General features: G+C 55.8%; 11 protein-coding genes, 2 tRNA genes and 2 rRNA genes. 12 read left to right on the top strand and 3 right to left on the bottom strand.

Annotation, left to right across the window (positions count from 1 at the left end; genetic code table 11):
- The first annotated feature begins 65 nt into the window (after window positions 1–65).
- The 6 genes from JZ655_RS19995 (at window position 66) to birA (ending at window position 5,714) form a co-directional block, all read left to right on the top strand.
- Window positions 66–142 (top strand) — tRNA-Ile (locus tag JZ655_RS19995).
- A 108-nt stretch (window positions 143–250) separates the two neighbouring features.
- Window positions 251–326, top strand: a tRNA-Ala gene (locus JZ655_RS19990).
- A 171-nt stretch (window positions 327–497) separates the two neighbouring features.
- Window positions 498–3,403 (top strand): 23S ribosomal RNA (locus tag JZ655_RS19985).
- A gap of 71 nt (window positions 3,404–3,474) precedes the next feature.
- Window positions 3,475–3,590, top strand: a 5S ribosomal RNA gene (gene rrf, locus JZ655_RS19980).
- A gap of 136 nt (window positions 3,591–3,726) precedes the next feature.
- Window positions 3,727–4,755 carry a UDP-N-acetylmuramate dehydrogenase gene (gene murB, locus JZ655_RS19975; RefSeq protein ID WP_207292583.1) on the top strand — a complete coding sequence of 343 codons (1,029 nt, stop codon included), beginning with the start codon at window positions 3,727–3,729 and terminating at the stop codon, window positions 4,753–4,755.
- The gene (gene birA / locus JZ655_RS19970; protein ID WP_207292582.1) at window positions 4,752–5,714 is read left to right on the top strand and encodes a bifunctional biotin--[acetyl-CoA-carboxylase] ligase/biotin operon repressor BirA; all 963 of its coding nucleotides are present in this window, start codon (window positions 4,752–4,754) and stop codon (window positions 5,712–5,714) included. Before murB ends, birA begins: the two co-directional genes overlap by 4 nt.
- A gap of 47 nt (window positions 5,715–5,761) precedes the next feature.
- Here birA and bcsG read toward each other — a convergent pair whose 3' ends face one another.
- From bcsG to bcsE, 3 genes are read right to left on the bottom strand one after another with little or no spacing between them, the layout of a single operon-like run.
- On the bottom strand, window positions 5,762–7,441 hold the full coding sequence (bcsG, locus tag JZ655_RS19965; RefSeq protein WP_046886830.1) for a cellulose biosynthesis protein BcsG: 1,680 nt from the start codon (window positions 7,439–7,441) through the stop codon (window positions 5,762–5,764).
- Complete coding sequence (gene bcsF, locus JZ655_RS19960; protein WP_040078159.1) at window positions 7,438–7,629, bottom strand: cellulose biosynthesis protein BcsF; 192 nt, start codon at window positions 7,627–7,629, stop codon at window positions 7,438–7,440. The genes bcsG and bcsF overlap by 4 nt, the downstream gene beginning before the upstream one ends.
- Window positions 7,626–9,185: a cellulose biosynthesis c-di-GMP-binding protein BcsE gene (bcsE, locus tag JZ655_RS19955; RefSeq protein WP_207292581.1), complete on the bottom strand. Its 1,560-nt coding sequence runs from the start codon at window positions 9,183–9,185 to the stop codon at window positions 7,626–7,628. The genes bcsF and bcsE overlap by 4 nt, the downstream gene beginning before the upstream one ends.
- 172 nt (window positions 9,186–9,357) lie before the next feature.
- Between bcsE and bcsR the strand changes: the two genes are divergently transcribed.
- Genes bcsR through bcsC form a run of 6 tightly spaced genes read left to right on the top strand, consistent with a single transcriptional unit; the run spans window position 9,358 to window position 19,930 of the window.
- Window positions 9,358–9,549 carry a cellulose biosynthesis protein BcsR gene (gene bcsR / locus JZ655_RS19950; RefSeq protein WP_040078162.1) on the top strand — a complete coding sequence of 64 codons (192 nt, stop codon included), beginning with the start codon at window positions 9,358–9,360 and terminating at the stop codon, window positions 9,547–9,549.
- A gap of 11 nt (window positions 9,550–9,560) precedes the next feature.
- The gene (bcsQ, locus tag JZ655_RS19945; RefSeq protein ID WP_046886828.1) at window positions 9,561–10,313 is read left to right on the top strand and encodes a cellulose biosynthesis protein BcsQ; all 753 of its coding nucleotides are present in this window, start codon (window positions 9,561–9,563) and stop codon (window positions 10,311–10,313) included.
- Complete coding sequence (gene bcsA / locus JZ655_RS19940; protein WP_207292580.1) at window positions 10,310–12,931, top strand: UDP-forming cellulose synthase catalytic subunit; 2,622 nt, start codon at window positions 10,310–10,312, stop codon at window positions 12,929–12,931. Before bcsQ ends, bcsA begins: the two co-directional genes overlap by 4 nt.
- A 7-nt stretch (window positions 12,932–12,938) precedes the next feature.
- Entirely contained in the window at window positions 12,939–15,353 is a 2,415-nt protein-coding gene (gene bcsB / locus JZ655_RS19935) for a cellulose biosynthesis cyclic di-GMP-binding regulatory protein BcsB (protein ID WP_207292579.1), read from the top strand.
- A 6-nt stretch (window positions 15,354–15,359) separates the two neighbouring features.
- Window positions 15,360–16,466: a cellulose synthase complex periplasmic endoglucanase BcsZ gene (gene bcsZ / locus JZ655_RS19930; RefSeq protein WP_207293888.1), complete on the top strand. Its 1,107-nt coding sequence runs from the start codon at window positions 15,360–15,362 to the stop codon at window positions 16,464–16,466.
- Window positions 16,448–19,930, top strand: a complete 3,483-nt coding sequence (gene bcsC / locus JZ655_RS19925; RefSeq protein ID WP_207292578.1) for a cellulose synthase complex outer membrane protein BcsC — start codon at window positions 16,448–16,450, stop codon at window positions 19,928–19,930. Before bcsZ ends, bcsC begins: the two co-directional genes overlap by 19 nt.
- The last annotated feature ends 55 nt before the right edge of the window (window positions 19,931–19,985 follow it).

The raw sequence follows: 19,985 nt of genomic DNA, 5'->3' as shown, positions 1-19,985 counted from the left end.
AAGAACCTGCCTTTGTAGTGCTCACACAGATTGTCTGATGAAAATTAGCAGTAAAAAATCTCTGCAGGCTTGTAGCTCAGGTGGTTAGAGCGCACCCCTGATAAGGGTGAGGTCGGTGGTTCAAGTCCACTCAGGCCTACCAAATTCGCCTCCGTGCTGCGTTATGGCGATGCTCACATACTGAAGTATGCTTCGCATCACCATGCCTTGCCCGGAAACGAATTAGGGTAACAGAGATAAGTATTACGATGGGGTTATAGCTCAGCTGGGAGAGCGCCTGCCTTGCACGCAGGAGGTCTGCGGTTCGATCCCGCATAGCTCCACCATCCTTTTACTGCGATAACAAGAAAACTTCAGAGTGTACCTGAAAAGGTGCGCTGCGAAGTTTTGCTCTTTAAAAATCTGGATCAAGCTGAAAATTGAAACGACACACATGTTATGTGTGTTCGAGTCTCTCAAATTTTCGCAATCAGAAGTGAAACATCTTCGGGTTGTGAGGTTAAGCGACTAAGCGTACACGGTGGATGCCCTGGCAGTCAGAGGCGATGAAGGACGTGCTAATCTGCGAAAAGCGCCGGCGAGGTGATATGAACCTTTGACCCGGCGATGTCCGAATGGGGAAACCCAGTGCAACTCGTTGCACTATCGTTAACTGAATACATAGGTTAACGAGGCGAACCGGGGGAACTGAAACATCTAAGTACCCCGAGGAAAAGAAATCAACCGAGATTCCCCCAGTAGCGGCGAGCGAACGGGGAGCAGCCCAGAGTCTGAATCAGCTTGTGTGTTAGTGGAAGCGTCTGGAAAGTCGCACGGTACAGGGTGAAAGTCCCGTACACGAAAACACACTTGCTGTGAACTCGAAGAGTAGGGCGGGACACGTGGTATCCTGTCTGAATATGGGGGGACCATCCTCCAAGGCTAAATACTCCTGACTGACCGATAGTGAACCAGTACCGTGAGGGAAAGGCGAAAAGAACCCCGGCGAGGGGAGTGAAAAAGAACCTGAAACCGTGTACGTACAAGCAGTGGGAGCACCCTAGTGGTGTGACTGCGTACCTTTTGTATAATGGGTCAGCGACTTATATTCTGTAGCAAGGTTAACCGTATAGGGGAGCCGAAGGGAAACCGAGTCTTAACTGGGCGTTAAGTTGCAGGGTATAGACCCGAAACCCGGTGATCTAGCCATGGGCAGGTTGAAGGTTGGGTAACACTAACTGGAGGACCGAACCGACTAATGTTGAAAAATTAGCGGATGACCTGTGGCTGGGGGTGAAAGGCCAATCAAACCGGGAGATAGCTGGTTCTCCCCGAAAGCTATTTAGGTAGCGCCTCGTGAACTCATCTTCGGGGGTAGAGCACTGTTTCGGCTAGGGGGCCATCCCGGCTTACCAACCCGATGCAAACTACGAATACCGAAGAATGTTATCACGGGAGACACACGGCGGGTGCTAACGTCCGTCGTGAAGAGGGAAACAACCCAGACCGCCAGCTAAGGTCCCAAAGTCATGGTTAAGTGGGAAACGATGTGGGAAGGCACAGACAGCCAGGATGTTGGCTTAGAAGCAGCCATCATTTAAAGAAAGCGTAATAGCTCACTGGTCGAGTCGGCCTGCGCGGAAGATGTAACGGGGCTAAACCATGCACCGAAGCTGCGGCAGCGACACTTAGGTGTTGTTGGGTAGGGGAGCGTTCTGTAAGCCGTTGAAGGTGTGCTGTGAGGCATGCTGGAGGTATCAGAAGTGCGAATGCTGACATAAGTAACGATAAAGCGGGTGAAAAGCCCGCTCGCCGGAAGACCAAGGGTTCCTGTCCAACGTTAATCGGGGCAGGGTGAGTCGACCCCTAAGGCGAGGCCGAAAGGCGTAGTCGATGGGAAACAGGTTAATATTCCTGTACTTGGTGTTACTGCGAAGGGGGGACGGAGAAGGCTATGTTAGCCGGGCGACGGTTGTCCCGGTTTAAGCATGTAGGCGGAGGTTCCAGGTAAATCCGGTTCCTTTTTAACGCTGAGGTGTGATGACGAGGCACTACGGTGCTGAAGTAACAAATGCCCTGCTTCCAGGAAAAGCCTCTAAGCATCAGGTAACACGAAATCGTACCCCAAACCGACACAGGTGGTCAGGTAGAGAATACCAAGGCGCTTGAGAGAACTCGGGTGAAGGAACTAGGCAAAATGGTGCCGTAACTTCGGGAGAAGGCACGCTGATGTGTAGGTGAAGCCCCTGCGGGTGGAGCTGAAATCAGTCGAAGATACCAGCTGGCTGCAACTGTTTATTAAAAACACAGCACTGTGCAAACACGAAAGTGGACGTATACGGTGTGACGCCTGCCCGGTGCCGGAAGGTTAATTGATGGGGTTAGCGGCAACGCGAAGCTCTTGATCGAAGCCCCGGTAAACGGCGGCCGTAACTATAACGGTCCTAAGGTAGCGAAATTCCTTGTCGGGTAAGTTCCGACCTGCACGAATGGCGTAATGATGGCCAGGCTGTCTCCACCCGAGACTCAGTGAAATTGAACTCGCTGTGAAGATGCAGTGTACCCGCGGCAAGACGGAAAGACCCCGTGAACCTTTACTATAGCTTGACACTGAACACTGGTCCTTGATGTGTAGGATAGGTGGGAGGCTTTGAAGCGTGGACGCCAGTCTGCGTGGAGCCATCCTTGAAATACCACCCTTTAATGGCTGGTGTTCTAACGTAGACCCGTAATCCGGGTTGCGGACAGTGTCTGGTGGGTAGTTTGACTGGGGCGGTCTCCTCCTAAAGAGTAACGGAGGAGCACGAAGGTTAGCTAATCCTGGTCGGACATCAGGAGGTTAGTGCAATGGCATAAGCTAGCTTGACTGCGAGAGTGACGGCTCGAGCAGGTGCGAAAGCAGGTCATAGTGATCCGGTGGTTCTGAATGGAAGGGCCATCGCTCAACGGATAAAAGGTACTCCGGGGATAACAGGCTGATACCGCCCAAGAGTTCATATCGACGGCGGTGTTTGGCACCTCGATGTCGGCTCATCACATCCTGGGGCTGAAGTAGGTCCCAAGGGTATGGCTGTTCGCCATTTAAAGTGGTACGCGAGCTGGGTTTAGAACGTCGTGAGACAGTTCGGTCCCTATCTGCCGTGGGCGCTGGAGAATTGAGGGGGGCTGCTCCTAGTACGAGAGGACCGGAGTGGACGCATCACTGGTGTTCGGGTTGTCATGCCAATGGCACTGCCCGGTAGCTAAATGCGGAAGAGATAAGTGCTGAAAGCATCTAAGCACGAAACTTGCCCCGAGATGAGTTCTCCCTGACTCCCTGAGAGTCCTGAAGGAACGTTGAAGACTACGACGTTGATAGGTCGGGTGTGTAAGCGTAGCGATACGTTGAGCTAACCGATACTAATGAACCGTGAGGCTTAACCTTACAACGCCGAAGCTGTTTCGGCGAAGAGACAGAGACAATTTTCAGCTGTGATACAGATTTAACAGAATTTGCCTGGCGGCTTTAGCGCGGTGGTCCCACCTGACCCCATGCCGAACTCAGAAGTGAAACGCCGTAGCGCCGATGGTAGTGTGGGGTCTCCCCATGCGAGAGTAGGGAACTGCCAGGCATCAAATAAGTGAAGAGCCCATCCGGAAGGATGGGCTTTTTGCGTTTTTGCATCTACGAACCTGCACACAAAGATATCCCCCTAACCCATCGCATATACGGTAAACTATCCCGGTTTTTGCATCTGGATAGCCTCTATGAATCACTCCCTTAAGCCCTGGAATACCTTCGGTATTGACCGAAATGCCTTACAGATCGTGCAGGCCACTGACTCTCAACAACTGCTGGCGGCATGGAAGCACGCAACGCAACAAAATCAACCTGTTCTCATTCTGGGCGAAGGCAGTAACGTACTGTTCCTGGAAGATTATTCAGGCACGGTAATTATTAATCGCATTTCCGGGATTGACGTTGAAGAGACGCCAGAGCGTTGGCGTCTGCACGTGGGCGCCGGCGAAAACTGGCACAATCTGGTGCAATTTACCCTTGATAACGGCATGGCTGGTCTGGAAAATCTGGCCCTGATCCCTGGCTGTGCGGGTTCATCTCCTATTCAGAATATCGGTGCTTATGGCATCGAGCTTAAGCATGTCTGCGAATACGTGGACTGCATTGAACTGGCGACCGGGAAAGCGCTGCGTTTAACCGCAGAGCAGTGTCGCTTTGGTTACCGTGACAGTATTTTCAAACATGAGTATCAGGACAAGTTTGTGATCGTGGCGGTGGGACTTCAGCTGACGAAACACTGGCAGCCGGTACTCTCTTACGGCGACTTAACCCGTCTCGATCCTGCGACCGTCACCCCGCGGCAAATTTTTGATGCGGTTTGTCATATGCGGATGAGCAAACTTCCCGATCCTAAACAGCAGGGCAATGCCGGTAGCTTCTTCAAAAATCCGGTGGTCACCGCTGAGGTGGCAAACGCACTGCTCGCACAGTGGCCCGCTGCACCGCACTATCCCCAGGCGGATGGTAGCGTGAAGCTGGCCGCGGGCTGGCTGATCGATCAATGTCAGCTTAAGGGTACCACTTACGGCGGAGCCGCAGTCCATCGCCAGCAGGCACTGGTATTGATCAACGAAAACAGAGCGACCAGCGACGATGTTGTGCAACTGGCACATCAGGTTCGTCTGCGCGTTGGCGAAAAATTTAACGTCTGGCTGGAGCCTGAAGTTCGCTTCATTGGCGCCCACGGCGAAGTAAATGCGGTGGAGACGATCGCGTGAAAGACAATACGATTCCCTTGACGTTAATCTCTATTCTGGCCGATGGCGATTTTCACTCTGGCGAGCAACTTGGCGAGCGCCTGGGTATGAGCCGGGCGGCGATTAACAAGCATGTTCAGACCTTACGCGACTGGGGCGTGGATGTCTTCACTGTCCCGGGGAAAGGCTATAGCCTGCCGGAGCCCATCCAGTTACTGGATCAGAATCTCATCCAGGGTCAGTTAGAGGAGGGGAAGGTTGCCGTGCTGCCGGTCATCGACTCCACTAACCAATATCTGCTGGACAGAATTGGCGAGCTGAACTCTGGCGATAGCTGTGTGGCCGAATACCAGCAGGCGGGCCGCGGTCGTCGCGGGCGTAAATGGTTTTCACCCTTTGGCGCTAATCTCTATCTCTCTATGTACTGGCGTCTGGAGCAAGGACCGGCTGCCGCCATGGGACTAAGTCTGGTCATCGGTATCGTGATGGCCGAGGTTCTGCAGTCGCTGGGCGCAGATAAAGTGCGTGTTAAATGGCCAAACGATCTCTACCTGAACGATCGCAAACTGGCAGGTATTTTGGTGGAAATGACCGCCAAAACCGGCGATGCGGCCCACATCGTGATTGGCGCTGGTATTAACATGATTATGCGTACGGTACAGAGCGATGTGGTAAATCAGGGCTGGATCAACCTGCATGAGGCGGGGGTAAATATTGATCGCAATACCCTGGCGGTGCAGATGATCAAAGAGTTGCGGACATCGCTGCTCAGCTTTGAACAGGATGGTTTGACACCGTTCCTGGCGCGCTGGGAAAAGCTGGATAACTTTATTAATCGACCGGTGAAATTGATTATTGGCGATAAAGAGGTGTTTGGCACCTCCCGCGGTATCGATGCACAGGGGGCACTGCTGCTTGAACAGGATGGGGTGATCAAACCCTGGATGGGCGGCGAAATCTCGCTTCGTAGCGCGGAGTAGTAAGGCAATGCACTTCCCCTCTCTCGTAAGAGAGGGGAAGCCGTAGATTACTGCGGGTAAGGCACCCAGTCGCCGGCATTCAGACGGACATACGGCTTGTTCTGATACTGAATGACCACCGCATTGGCGTTTTCAGACACTTTTGCCGTTTGCGGCAGATCCTTGATGTACTGATCCCAGTTAACGTTATCTTCAACGAAGATTTTGCCGTCCACCGCGCGGGCTACCAGTTCAGAGATGGCCAGGTAGCTTGTAGGCTGGGTGATCTCAATCGCTCCACCCTGATGTGGGGCTTTCATACCGAAGAATTTCACCCCGGCCGGCACGTTAGTAATTGAGGGGCTCGGGATATCGCGCAGGCCAGAAACCTGCATCTTATCGCCCTTCAGCGCACCGCCGTGCTCGGGTACCACTACCACCATCACTTTGCGCCCGGACTTCTCCAGTTGGGTGAAGAAGGCATCCAGTTCGTCAAACAATTTCTGGGCACGCAGCTTGTAATCCGCCACTTTGCTCACACCAGGGAAGTGGTTCCCATCATGCAGCGGCAGGGTGTTATAGAAAGTCGCACTGCGCGGGTTCTGGTCTTTCTCAATGGTCTGCATCCAGCGCTCAAGCACCGCGGTGTCGTCATACACTGGCGAACCGTCGAAGCCCAGCAAGGTCACCGGCAGCCCTTTCTGATCCATCAGCGGCGCGTGCATGCCGCCGTTTTCCTGCACTTCTTTCAGGAATCCACCGAACACGCCGTTGTGACCCAGCATCAGGTGCTGCGTGAAGCCCAGTTTCTCCAGATTATCGAACAGATAGCACTGGTTACCGGCTGGCTGGTAGAGATTTTTATGCGACGGCTGACCGCAGCTGGCACGCAGCAGACGAATGGCCGCCGGGCCGCTGTAAGAGGTGGCGGAGTTGAAATCCTTGAACTGGATATCAAAGTGCGACCACAACGGATGCGACATTAGCCCTGCGGCTTCCACATCTGCCCACGACAGGGAGCAGATATTGATAACCAGCAGTTCAAACGGCTGGGCATCGGCTGGCAGTGCGTCCGGGAATTTGGTCTGGCGTTTTTCTTCGGCATTATAGAACGTAGACAGCCAGGCATTAAGATTGGCCGTCGTCGGCGGTGCCGTCTGAGCCGGTATATCACCCACCACGGCGGTGTTACCTGCTGCCGCTACCGTTGGGGCTACCGAAGCGCCGTCGGTGGTGACGGTGGTAGTGGGTTGGCCGCCTGGCCACAGGGTAAGGGCTGGGCCGGCAATGGTCAGCACGTTCAGCCAGATCATGATGGCGACAACAAACACCGTAACGCGGATCCACTGTGACAAGAACAGCCATGCGATAAACAGCACAAACAGCGCGCCAATCATCTGCAGGTTAATAAAACGTGTCACCAGGTCGAGCATATAGTCAGCGCTAAAGCCTGCAACCTGAGAACCCTGGCTCATAATACTCTGTGGACCCGGCAGCCAGGTGTCATGCCAGAAGAGGGCGAAGCCGATGGGGATCGCCACCCAGTGGCGCAGGCGATGCAGACGATACTTCGGGATCGGCATCAGCAGGAAGGCCATAAAGACCAGGTTCGGCAGGGGATGGAAATTCAGGTATCCCGCCCATAGCAGAGCGAACTTCACCAAAAAGTAAAAGTTCCAGCCAGAAAGGCCGCGCCAGTACTGCCAGAGCGGCGAAGGCGCCGAAGTCGTATAAGAAGAATTTGTCATTTTTTCGGTTTGCCCTGTTGCGACGCTCTGTTCAGCGTACCGGCGGGTTTAACATAGCGAGGCTTACTAAAAACAATTCGCGCTGCATCACGGATCCGTCGTGAATAATGGCGCGTGTAATACCCTAGCGGGAAGAAGATGAGCGCACAGAGCACCACGAGCTGGATGATATCGCTGACGTTCATCATGATGGGTTCTCCACGGCATCATCCAGTAAGCGTAGCGGATGCGGAATGCGCCGCCAGGCATGACCATCGTGCGTGGCGTTAAGGATCGGTTTGATATCGGTCTCCAGCGGCAGCGGTTTGTTCCACTGTTCAGGTTTAACGGCGCGCATCTGCATAATCTCCGCGGCGATCTGGTTATCTTCAAACCAGACCACCCGGTTAGAGAAGATATCGCCGGTAGGCAGCGGGAAGATATGGTTCAGGGCGGTATCAAGATCGTTTATCCGGCAGAATGATAAGAACAGGACCAGCCGGTTATCACCGATGGTCATGATATCCCCGGTACGATTTGGACGGCACAACGTCAGCGCCTGCTCGACGCGAATGCCTGGAACCGGACGCAGCGCCACCATCACCCCTTTATTATCAGCAGGCAGCAGCGTGTTGCTCATCATATTGCCTACCGCGTCGCAGAAGGTATCCCATTTCTGGAAGCCGCATAGCTTCATAGGCTGGGTCATGGAGAGCAGTGTTGAAATATCTTCCGGCACGTGGCGGCTGAACTGCTGGCCCTGAATACTTTCGATAAGCGTCAGGCAACGGGAGAGCGGGGCATTCCACGGAATAACCATATTCGCACCGCAGCCCAGCAGAAGGCGCTCATCGGTGGCGCGCAGGCTGGTGAGATTTTCACGCACTACGATTTTCAGAGCGCTACCACGTTGGCGGCGTAGCGTGTGGATCTGCCGCGCAATGGCATCAATTTGGTTGTTCTGAGTCAGCGAAAAGATGATGGTTGCCGCCTGGGTGGAGCGGGCTTCGTTGAATAACGCTTCGTTGTTCTCAAATAACGACCAGTGTTCTGACAGCGGCGGTGCGCCTTCCAGTACCGAGACGTTACTGAGGATCCGTTTCTCATCGCTGCGAGGCTGCACTACCGCCTCTTCCTGCTGCGTAAGGTGCCAGGCATTACCCTGACGGGAAAGCGTTAATTGCTGACGAGCACTGACCCCTTTTTCATTGCACCAGAACGCAACATCGTAAAGATGAATGTCGGTTTGATAGCGCAGACAGGCAAGGCCGAACAGCGAACGGTATTCCCCCATTAATAATGAGAATTGCTTGTCATTATTCGTACCCGGACTCAGAACCAAAAGGGTACAATTGTAAAAGCGCGCCCATTTATTCATTTTTTCCAGCCAGCCGCGCAATTTATCAACCGGAATATTTAACCAGGCGTTATTTGTACATTTAAGGACAATTAAATAGTGATCGGGATCGAGGTTGCACTGGATGTCACGCGGCAAAAAGTAGAGACCCTTCTCTGTTTCCGGCATGGAAAATAGACGAACCGTATCCGGGCCGCCATTTTCCTCCAGCCTGACAATCGATTTAGGATCGTCGCCCATCGTAATAACCGCGACTTTGGCGCGCGCATCCTGAGCAGAAACTGTTTGATTAAGGAGATGTATTGCGTCTTCGTCGCGATCGGTGTTGATCCACCAGACACCGCCTGCTGGCATATGCCGCAATTCATCCCATAATGACTGGATGCCAATAGAAAAAATGGGGTTCACGATGTCCCTCTTTGCCACTAATTTGTCTGTATTCAGTTTACTAGCGAAAGCGAAGAAATAAACCTAACATTGAAATTAAAGAACCTCAGATTTAGCATGTAAATGAAATTTCTCTGGCAGGACGCCTGGCTACATCTGAGCATTAGAATTTCCTCAATGGGATGAGACGTGAATGTCTAACAATGAACCCGTAAATACGACGCTGGACTCCGGCCTCGGATACACCTTTCAAAATGACTTTCTGGCACTCAGCCAGGCTTTTTCATTGCCAGAAATTGACTACACCGATATTTCGCAACGTGAACAATTGGCTGCAGCGATTCGACGCTGGCCGTTATTGGCCGAATTTGCTCAACAAAAATAAGGGAGCCGTGAATGGCCATAGTTGGATTGCAAGGCGTGCGCGGTGGTGTGGGTACCACATCAATTACGGCGGCGCTTGGCTGGTCATTACAGTTATTAGGTGAATCGGTGCTGGTGGTAGACGCCTGCGCCGATAATTTGTTGCGCATGTCGTTTAATGTCGATTTCAGCCATACCGGCGGTTGGGGTAGAGCACTGCTGGATGGTACGGACTGGCGTGATGCCGGGCAACGCTACACGTCGCAGCTGGACGTGCTGCCTTTCGGTCAACTGACCGACAGCGAACGGGAAAATGAATATAGCCTGTATGAGACGCTGGGGCAGTTCACCACTGCATTACAGACTTTAAAAGCGCGTAGCCATTATCAATGGATTTTGATCGACTTGCCTCATGGCCACTCGCCGCTGACGCGCGCGCTGGTGGAGCTTTGCGATCACACGCTGGCTATCGTCAAGCCAGACACTAACTGCCATATCCGCCTGCACCAGCAATCTTTGCCAGTCGGCGCACGTATTCTGATCAACGACCTGCGCATCGGCAGCCAGCTGCAGGACGATCTCTACCAGGTGTGGCTGCAGAGCCAGCGTCGTCTGCTGCCGATGGTGCTGCATCGCGATGAAGCGATGGTTGAGTGCATGGCGTCGAAGCAGCCGCTCGGGGAATACCGTAGCGACTCGCTGGCCGCCGAAGAGATGATGATCCTGGCGAACTGGTGTCTGCTGAACTTTAACGGTGACAAAATCGCCACCGGGAGCACCCCATGAATCGCCTGGGCGCCTTACTGCTTATTCCGCCGGTACGAGCGCGTCTGAGCGAGCGTTACCGTAATTACCGTCTGCACGGCGCCTCTCCCTTCAGTGCTGCTCTGGGCTGTTTGTGGATGATTTTGGCCTGGCTCTTTATTCCCCTTGAACACCCGCGCTGGCAGCGTATTCGTGCCCGGCATAATGAACTGTATCCGCATATCGACCCTGACCGTCCGCGTCCGCTGGACCCGGCGCGTTATGCCCTTCAGGCCATCTGGTTGCTGGCGACCTCGGGACGCAAAGAGAAAGCGTCGTCGCGCTGGGGCAGCATGTCGCGCTTTAAAACCCTGCGCGGGCGTTATCACCAGTGGCTGGACCATCTACCCACTCGCCTGCATAACAATACCAGCCATCTTGATTCCCAAAAGGAGCTGGGACATCTGCACCCGCGGCTGCGTCGCTTTATTCTCGGTGTGGTGGTCTTCTTCTCGCTGATTTTGGCGCTGGTTTGCATTACCCAGCCCTTTAACCCGATGGCGCAGTTTATCTTCCTGATACTGCTATGGGGCGTAGCGTTGCTGGTGCGCCGCATTCCTGGGCGCTTCTCTGCGTTAATGCTGATTGTGCTGTCGCTGACCGTCTCCTGCCGTTACATCTGGTGGCGTTACACCTCCACCCTCAACTGGAACGACCCGGTCAGTCTGGTGTGCGGCCTGATCCTGCTGTTTGCTGAAACCTATGCCTGGGTGGTACTGGTGCTGGGCTATTTCCAGGTAATCTGGCCACTAAACCGTCAGCCGGTACCGCTGCCAAAAGATACCCGCGTCTGGCCGAGCGTCGATATCTTTGTGCCGACCTATAACGAAGATTTGAGCGTGGTGAAAAACACCATTTACGCATCGCTGGGTATCGACTGGCCGAAAGACAAGCTCCAGATCTGGATCCTGGATGATGGCGGGCGCGAAGAGTTCAAACAGTTTGCCGACAGCGTAGGGGTGAATTATATCGCCCGTACCACCCACGAACATGCGAAAGCGGGCAACATCAATAACGCGCTTAAGTATGCCAAAGGCGAATTTGTTTCGATTTTCGACTGCGACCATGTCCCCACACGCTCATTCCTGCAGATGACCATGGGCTGGTTCCTGAAGGATACCAAACTGGCGATGATGCAGACGCCGCACCACTTCTTCTCACCCGATCCGTTCGAGCGCAACCTTGGCCGGTTCCGCAAGACGCCGAATGAGGGCACGCTGTTTTACGGGCTGGTGCAAGACGGTAACGACATGTGGGATGCCACCTTCTTCTGCGGCTCGTGTGCGGTAATTCGCCGTAAACCGCTGGATGAAATTGGCGGCATCGCGGTAGAAACGGTAACCGAAGATGCGCACACCTCCCTGCGCTTGCACCGTCGGGGTTACACCTCCGCCTATATGCGTATTCCGCAGGCTGCCGGGCTGGCGACAGAGTCGCTCTCTGCGCATATCGGTCAGCGTATTCGCTGGGCGCGCGGCATGGTACAGATCTTCCGTCTTGATAACCCGTTGTTTGGCAAAGGGCTTAAGTGGGGGCAGCGTCTTTGCTATTTAAACGCCATGTTCCACTTCTTATCCGGGATCCCGCGCCTTATCTTCCTGACGGCGCCGCTGGCCTTCCTGCTGCTGCATGCCTACATCATTTACGCCCCGGCGATCATGATCGCGCTGTTTGTACTGCCGCACATGATTCACGCCAGCCTGACCAACTCGCGCATTCAGGGCAAGTATCGCCACTCGTTCTGGAGTGAAATCTACGAAACCGTACTCGCCTGGTATATCGCCCCGCCAACCATGGTGGCACTGATCAACCCGCATAAAGGGAAATTCAACGTTACGGCGAAAGGCGGGCTGGTGGAAGAGGAGTATGTGGACTGGGTGATCTCCCGGCCTTACATCTTCCTGGTGCTGCTTAACATTGTCGGTATCATCGCCGGTGTCTGGCGCTATTACACCGGGCCTGAGAACGAAGTGCTGACCGTGTTTGTGAGTATGGCGTGGGTCTTCTACAACCTGATCATTCTCGGCGGCGCGGTGGCGGTTTCGGTGGAAAGTAAGCAAGTGCGTCGCGCCCATCGCGTCGAAATCGCCATGCCGGCTGCTATCGCCCGGGAAGACGGTCACCTCTTCTCCTGTACCGTACACGACTTCTCTGACGGCGGCCTGGGCATCAAGATCCACGGCCAGGCGCAGGTGCTGGAAGGGCAGAAGGCTAATCTTCTGCTTAAGCGTGGCCAGCAAGAGTATGTTTTCCCAACCCAGGTGGTGCGCGTACTGGGCAACGAAGTGGGTCTGCAGTTGATGCCGCTGACGAAAAAGCAGCATATCGATTTTGTGCAGTGTACCTTCGCCCGTGCCGATACCTGGGCGCTCTGGCAGGACAGCTTCCCGGAAGATAAACCGCTGGAGAGCCTGCTGGATATTCTGAAACTGGGTTTCCGTGGCTATCGCCACCTTGCCGAATTTGCTCCATCGTCCGTGAAAGTGATTTTCCGGTCAATTACTTCGCTGGTTTCCTGGGTTGTGTCGTTTGTTCCTCGCCGTCCTGAGCGTGGCGAGGCGGTACAGCAAGCAGACCCGGTTATGGCTCAACAACGATGATAATGCGATGAAAAGAAAACTATCATGGATTAGTGCAGTGGCGGTCGGGATGAGTGCGCTCCCCTCCTTTATGGTCTCGGCGGCACCGGAGACGACTCCTGCGCCAACGGTACCTGTTGTCGCAGCCCCCGCTGAGCCGGCAGCCACCGCCGCGCCGGGGCAAACGGAAGCGGTGATCCCGAATCAACCGACAACGGGCCAGACGCTACCGCCGTCGGACGCGCCAGTAGGCCGGGTCATGCCTGGCGTGCAGGGTGCCGATGCGCCGATTGTCGCCGACAGCGCACCGTCACGCGATGTGAAGCTCTCCTTTGCTCAGATCGCGCCACCGCCGGGTAGCATGGTGTTGCGCGGTATTAACCCGAACGGCGGTATCGAGTTCGGCATGCGCAGCGACGAAGTCGTTTCTAAAGCATTGTTGAACCTTGAATACACCCCCTCTCCCTCGCTGTTGCCGGTACAGTCACAGCTGAAGGTTTATCTGAACGATGAACTGATGGGCGTCCTGCCGGTGACCAAAGAGCAGCTAGGCAAGAAAACCCTGGCGCAGTTGCCGATCAACCCGCTGTTTATCAGTGACTTCAACCGCGTGCGGCTGGAATTTGTTGGCCACTATCGTGACGTCTGTGAAAACCCGGCCAGCAGTACGCTGTGGATGGACGTGGGGCGTAGTAGCTCGCTGGATCTGACCTATCAGTCGCTGGCGGTGGCTAACGATCTTTCGCGCTTCCCGGTGCCGTTCTTTGACCCGCGCGACAATCGCCCGCTGAACTTACCGATGGTCTTTGCCGGTGCGCCGGAAATCGAACAGCAAAAAGCGGCATCGATTGTCGCCTCCTGGTTCGGCTCTCGCAGCGGCTGGCGCGGCCAAAGTTTCCCGGTCATCTATGACAAACTGCCAGACACCAACGCGATCGTCTTCGCCACGAACGCTAGCCGTCCGGCGTTCCTGCGCGATCATACTGAGGTGAAAGCGCCGACCATCGAGATGATGAGCCATCCGAACAACCCGTACGTGAAGCTGCTGGTGGTAATGGGTCGTGATGACAAAGACCTGCTGCAGGCGGCGAAAGGGCTGGCGCAAGGCAACGTGCTGTTCCGTGGTAATAGCGTGGTGATTAACGATGTGAAACCGCTGCTGCCGCGTAAGCCATACGATGCGCCAAACTGGGTGCGTACCGATCGTGCGGTCACCTTTGGCGAACTGAAAACCTATGAAGAGCAGCTGCAGGCCACCGGTTTGCAGCCCTCATCCATTAGCCTGTCGTTAAATCTGCCGCCGGATCTCTATCTGCTGCGCAGCAACGGCATCGACATGAATCTGAACTACCGCTACACCGCGCCGCCGGTGAAAGACAGTTCGCGGATGGATATCAGCCTGAACAACCAGTTCCTGCAATCCTTCGCGCTGACCAGTACGCAGGATGCGAATCGTCTTCTGCTGCGTCTGCCGGTTCTGCAAGGGCTGCTGGACGGTAAAACGGATGTTTCGATTCCGGCGCTGAAGCTGGGTGCGGTAAACCAGCTGCGCTTTGATTTCCAGTACATGAACCCGATGCCGGGTGGTACGGTTGAAAACTGTATTACCTTCCAGCCAGTACAGAACCATATGGTCATTGGCGATGACTCCACCATCGACTTCTCGAAGTATTACCACTTCCTTGCCATGCCGGATCTGCGCGCATTCGCCAACGCCAGCTTCCCGTTCAGCCGTATGGCTGACCTCTCGGAATCGATCATGGTAACGCCGAAAGATCCGAACGAAGGCCAACTGACGACGCTGCTGGATGCCATGGGCTCCGTCGGTGCGCAAACCGGGTTCCCGGCGCTGAACTTCACGCTAACCAGCGATGCCAGCCAGCTACAGGGTAAAGATGCCGATATCCTGCTGGTTGGGGCGATTCCGGATGCGTTAAAAGATGACAAGCGGGTTGATCTGCTGGTGCAGGCGACAGAAGCCTGGGTGAACACCCCGCTGCGCGAAAGTTCTTTACCGAGCATTATGCCGGATGAGAGTGACCGTCAGGCTAATGCCCGCGCGGAAGTCTCTTCCACCGGCCCAATGGCCGCTGTTGTGGGGTTCCAGTCGCCGTATAACGACCAACGCAGCGTGATTGCCCTGCTGGCAGACAGCCCGCGCGGCTATGAACTGCTGAACCAGGCCATGAACGACAGCGGCAAACGTGCGGCGATGTTTGGCTCGGTATCGATCATCCGTGAGTCTGGCGTCAATAGCCTGCGCGTGGGGGATATTTACTACGTCGGTCATCTGCCGTGGTTTGAGCGCGTCTGGTATGCCCTGTCAAACCATCCGGTGTTGCTGGCGATCTTCGCCGCGATAAGCGTCGTGCTGCTGGCCTGGGTGTTGTGGCGTCTGCTGCGCATCTTCAGCCGTCGTCGTCTCGATCCGGATCATGAGTAAACCGTGATGAAGGGGTTTCGCTACGGTTTGTTGGCGCTGTTTATGCTGACCGCGTGGAATCTTCAGGCCGCCTGCAGCTGGCCGGTCTGGGATCGGTTCAAACAGGCTTATATCAGCGAAGATGGACGGGTTATCGATCCCAGCGATGCCCGTAGCATTACCACGTCGGAGGGGCAAAGCTACGCGCTGTTCTTTGCCCTGGCCGCTAATGACCGTAAAACCTTCGACCAAATCCTGCGCTGGACGCAGGATAACCTGGCGAAGGGCGCGCTAAATACGCAGCTTCCTGCCTGGCTATGGGGTAAAAAAGCCCCCGACAGCTGGCAGGTGCTCGACCCCAACTCCGCCTCGGACGCTGATATCTGGATTGCCTGGTCGCTGCTGGAGGCCGGTCGTCTGTGGAAGGAGCAAACTTACACCGATACCGGGCGGGCGCTATTAAAGCTCATCGTTCGTAAAGAGGTGGTGAAGGTGCCGGGTCTGGGCTACATGCTGCTGCCGGGCAAAGTGGGTTTTGCGGAACAGAATCTGTGGCGCTTCAACCCAAGTTATCTGCCGCCTCAACTGGCACAATACTTTACTCGCTTTGGCGCGCCCTGGAGCACGCTGCGGGAGACCAACCTGCGCCTGCTCCTGGAAACTGCGCCGAAAGGATTTTCACCCGACTGGGTACGTTATCAAAAAAACGGCGGCTGGCAGCTCAAGCCAGAGAAAACGCTCGTCAGCAGCTATGACGCTATTCGCGTCTGGCTGTGGGTGGGCATGATGCACGACAGCGATCCGCAAAAAGCGCGGTTGTTGGCACGGCTGAAACCGATGGCAACCCTTACCGCTAAAAAAGGGATACCGCCGGAAAAAGTGGATGTCGCCACGGGTAAACCGACCGGACAGGGCCCGGTGGGCTTCTCCGCTGCGCTGCTGCCTTTCTTGCAAAATCGCGATGCACAAGCCGCGCAGCGTCAGCGTGTAGCAGACAACTTTCCTGGCGATGACGCTTATTACAGCTACGTACTGACCCTCTTTGGACAAGGCTGGGATCAGCATCGTTTTCGTTTCACCGTGAAAGGTGAATTACTACCTGACTGGGGCCAGGAATGCGCAAGTTCACAATAAGTTTACTCAGTTTATCGCTCGGTCTGGCCTTACTGCCGGCCGCGCAGGCGGTGAACTCCCCACAGCAAAAACAGCTGCTTGAGCAGGTACGGCTGGGCGAGTCCACGCAGCGCGAAGACCTGGTTCGCCAGTCGCTGGATCGCCTCGAACTGATTGACCCGAACAACCCGAACGTGATGGCCGCACGCTTCCGCTATTTGCTGCGCCAGGGCGACACCGCCGGCGCGCAAAAAGAGCTGGACCGCCTGAAGACGATGGCGCCAACCTCAGAAGCTTATAAATCGTCGCGCAGTAGCATGTCTCTCTCCAGCCCTGACGGACGTCAGGCGCTGCAGCAGGCCCGTCTGCTGGCCACTACCGGCCATACCGCCGAAGGGATTGCCGCCTACGACAAGCTGTTTGCTGGCAGCCCGCCGGATGGCGATATCGCCACCGAGTACTGGACGCTGGTGGCGAAGGTGCCTGCCCGTCGCAATGAGGCGATCAACCAGCTTAAGAGCATCAATGCCAGCCGCCCCGGCGATAGCCAGCTACAGAACTCACTGGCCCAGCTTCTTTTTCAGAGTGGGCGTCGTGATGAGGGCTTCGCCGTGCTGCGTCAGATGGCGAACTCCAACAGCGGGCGTAACGCCGCGTCGTCTATCTGGTATCAACAAATTAAAGACACGCCGGTCAGTGATGCCAGCGTAAAAGCCTTACAGGATTATCTGCAGGTGTTCAGTGAAGGGGATAGCGTGGAGTTAGCGCGTACCCAACTGGCGCAGCAGCAGCAACAGCTTTCCGACCCGGCGTTCCGTGCGAAGGCGCAGGGGCTGGCCGCCGTTGAGGCGGGTCAGGGCGAGCGGGCTGTGTCAGAGTTGCAGCAGGCGGTCAGCGCGAATCATGCGGACAGTGAAGCGGTAGGCGCTCTCGGACAGGCTTACTCCCAGAAAGGCGAGCGTGCCAGGGCGGTGGCGCAGTTCGAGAAAGCGATCGCGCTCGATCCGCAAAGTGAAAACCGCGACAAGTGGGACAGTTTGCTCAAGGTTAACCGCTACTGGCTGCTGATCCAGCAGGGCGACGCGGCGCTGAAAGCCAATAACCCAGGCCAGGCCGAACGCTATTACCAGCAAGCGCGCAACACGGATAATACCGACAGCTATGCCATATTAGGGCTGGGGGATGCGGCCATGGCGCGTAAAGACAGTGCCAGCGCCGAGCGCTACTACCGTCAGGCGCTGCGCATGGACAGCGGCAACAGCAACGCGGTGCGTGGACTGGCCAACCTCCATCGCGCCGAATCACCGGAAAAAGCGACCCAGTTTATACAATCGCTCTCTGCCAGCCAGCGCCGCAGTATCGATGATATTGAACGCAGCCTGAGCAACGAGAAGCTGGCCCAGCAGGCCGAGCAGCTCGAAAATCAGGGTAATTATGCTCAGGCGGCGGAGATCCAGCGCCGCCGACTGGCGATGGATCCGGGCAATGTCTGGATCACTTACCGGCTGTCACGCGATCTTTACAGCAGCGGTCAGCGAAGCCAGGCCGATACGCTGATGCGCAACCTGGCCTCGCAGAAGCCGGGCGATCCGGAGCAGGTTTACGCCTACGGACTTTATCTCTCGGGCAACGATCAGGATCGTGCCGCGCTGGCACACCTGAATACGCTGCCCCAGAGTCAGTGGAACGATAACATCCGCGAACTGGGCGATCGTCTGCAGGGCAACCAGGTGCTGGAGACCGCGAACCGCCTGCGTGACAGTGGTAAGGAGCGGGAGGCGGAAGAGTTGCTACGTCAGCAGCCACCCTCGACGCGTATTGATCTGATCCTGGCCGACTGGGCACAGCAGCGCGGCGATACGGCGGCGGCAAAAGCAGCCTATGAAACGGTGCTAAAACGCGAGCCGCAAAATGCCGATGCGATACTTGGCCTGACGGAAGCGCACATCGCCGCGGGCGACAAGTCTGCAGCCCAGGCCACGCTGGCGACGCTGCCTGCCACGCCGCAGGGCGAGCCCCCTTCTATCAATATGCAGCGTCGTATCGCGCTGGCCCAGGCAGGGCTGGGTAATACCGACACGGCGCAACAGACCTTTAGCCGCCTCATTCCGCAGGCGAAATCGCAGCCGCCGTCGATGGAGAGTGCGCTGGTACTGCGTGACGCGGCCCGTTTCCAGGCGGCGAACGGTCAGCCAAAGGCGGCGCTTGAGACTTACAAAGATACGATGGTGGCCTCGGGGATCACCCCGACCCGTCCGGTGGATAACGACACTTTCACCCGCCTGACGCGCAATGATGAGCGCGATGACTGGCTGAAGCGCGGCGTACGTAGCGACGCGGGCGATCTCTATCGTCAGCAGGATATTAACGTCACCCTGCAGCACGAGTACTGGGGCTCCAGCGGTACGGGGGGCTACTCTGACCTTAAAGCCCATACCACCATGCTGCACGTCGACGCACCGCTTTCCGACGGCCGAATGTTCTTCCGTACGGACATGGTCAATATGGACGCGGGCTCGTTCTCTACCGCAAGCAATGGATCTTTTAATCCGAAGTGGGGCACCTGTGCCAGTACGCCATGCTATGGTCACACCAGCCAGACGGCGGATGGCGCCAGCGTTGCGGTGGGCTGGGAAAACAGCACCTGGGCGATGGACATCGGTACCACACCGATGGGCTTCGAGGTCGTCGATGTTGTTGGCGGTATCAGCTATAGCAGCGATATCGGTCCGCTGGGCTATACGGTTAACGCGCACCGTCGCCCGGTCTCCAGCTCCATGCTGGCCTTTGCCGGACAGGTTGATCCCAATACCCATAAAACCTGGGGCGGTGTACGTTCCACCGGGGGCGGGGTCAGCGTTAGCTATGACAAGGGTGAGGCGAATGGGATCTGGTCTAGTCTGAATGCCGATTCCCTGACCGGCGAGAACGTGGCGGACAACTGGCGCGTGCGCTGGATGACCGGCTACTACTACAAACTCATCAATGCCAATAACGAGCGCCTGACCGTCGGCCTCAGCAATATGCTCTGGCATTACGATAAAGACCTGAGCGAGTACACGCTGGGACAGGGCGGCTACTACAGCCCACAACAGTATGTCTCCTTCGCGCTGCCCATCAACTGGCGTAAGCGTACCGAGAACTGGTCCTGGGAGCTGGGTGGCTCGGTCTCCTGGTCACACTCGAAAAGCAATGACGGTAAGCGCTACCCGATTCAGAGCCTGATCCCGGTTGAACCGGGCAGATACGGCGATCGCAGTGAGCCGGAAGAGGGAAGCAGCAGCAGCGGTACCGGTTATACCGCCCGGGCTATTATTGAACGTCGTGTCACCTCCAACTGGTTTGTTGGGCTGGGGGTCGATATTCAGGAGGCGAAGGATTACACCCCAAGCCATGCGCTGATGTATGTACGCTACTCCGCCGCAGGCTGGCAGGGTGACATGGACATACCACCGCAGCCGCTTATGCCTTATGCGGAATGGTAACCAGAATAACCTTAATCGTTTTGTTAGCCTCTCTTAAATCGATTGCGATGGGGTA

Origin of the sequence: Leclercia pneumoniae (genome assembly GCF_017348915.1) — a bacterium.
Classification (GTDB): domain Bacteria; phylum Pseudomonadota; class Gammaproteobacteria; order Enterobacterales; family Enterobacteriaceae; genus Enterobacter; species Enterobacter pneumoniae.
The sequence above is the reverse complement of the archived record's forward strand: the minus strand, read 5'-3'. Positions and strand labels throughout refer to the sequence as shown.

What these genes read in the sequence shown, in the direction of transcription:
- bcsA (WP_207292580.1), top strand. Translation starts at nt 10,310, where the DNA reads ATGAATCGCCTGGGCGCCTTACTGCTTATTCCGCCGGTACGAGCGCGT.
- bcsG (WP_046886830.1), bottom strand. Translation starts at nt 7,441, where the DNA reads ATGACAAATTCTTCTTATACGACTTCGGCGCCTTCGCCGCTCTGGCAG.
- bcsB (WP_207292579.1), top strand. Translation starts at nt 12,939, where the DNA reads ATGAAAAGAAAACTATCATGGATTAGTGCAGTGGCGGTCGGGATGAGT.
- bcsF (WP_040078159.1), bottom strand. Translation starts at nt 7,629, where the DNA reads ATGATGAACGTCAGCGATATCATCCAGCTCGTGGTGCTCTGTGCGCTC.
- murB (WP_207292583.1), top strand. Translation starts at nt 3,727, where the DNA reads ATGAATCACTCCCTTAAGCCCTGGAATACCTTCGGTATTGACCGAAAT.
- bcsC (WP_207292578.1), top strand. Translation starts at nt 16,448, where the DNA reads ATGCGCAAGTTCACAATAAGTTTACTCAGTTTATCGCTCGGTCTGGCC.
- bcsZ (WP_207293888.1), top strand. Translation starts at nt 15,360, where the DNA reads ATGAAGGGGTTTCGCTACGGTTTGTTGGCGCTGTTTATGCTGACCGCG.
- bcsQ (WP_046886828.1), top strand. Translation starts at nt 9,561, where the DNA reads ATGGCCATAGTTGGATTGCAAGGCGTGCGCGGTGGTGTGGGTACCACA.
- bcsR (WP_040078162.1), top strand. Translation starts at nt 9,358, where the DNA reads ATGTCTAACAATGAACCCGTAAATACGACGCTGGACTCCGGCCTCGGA.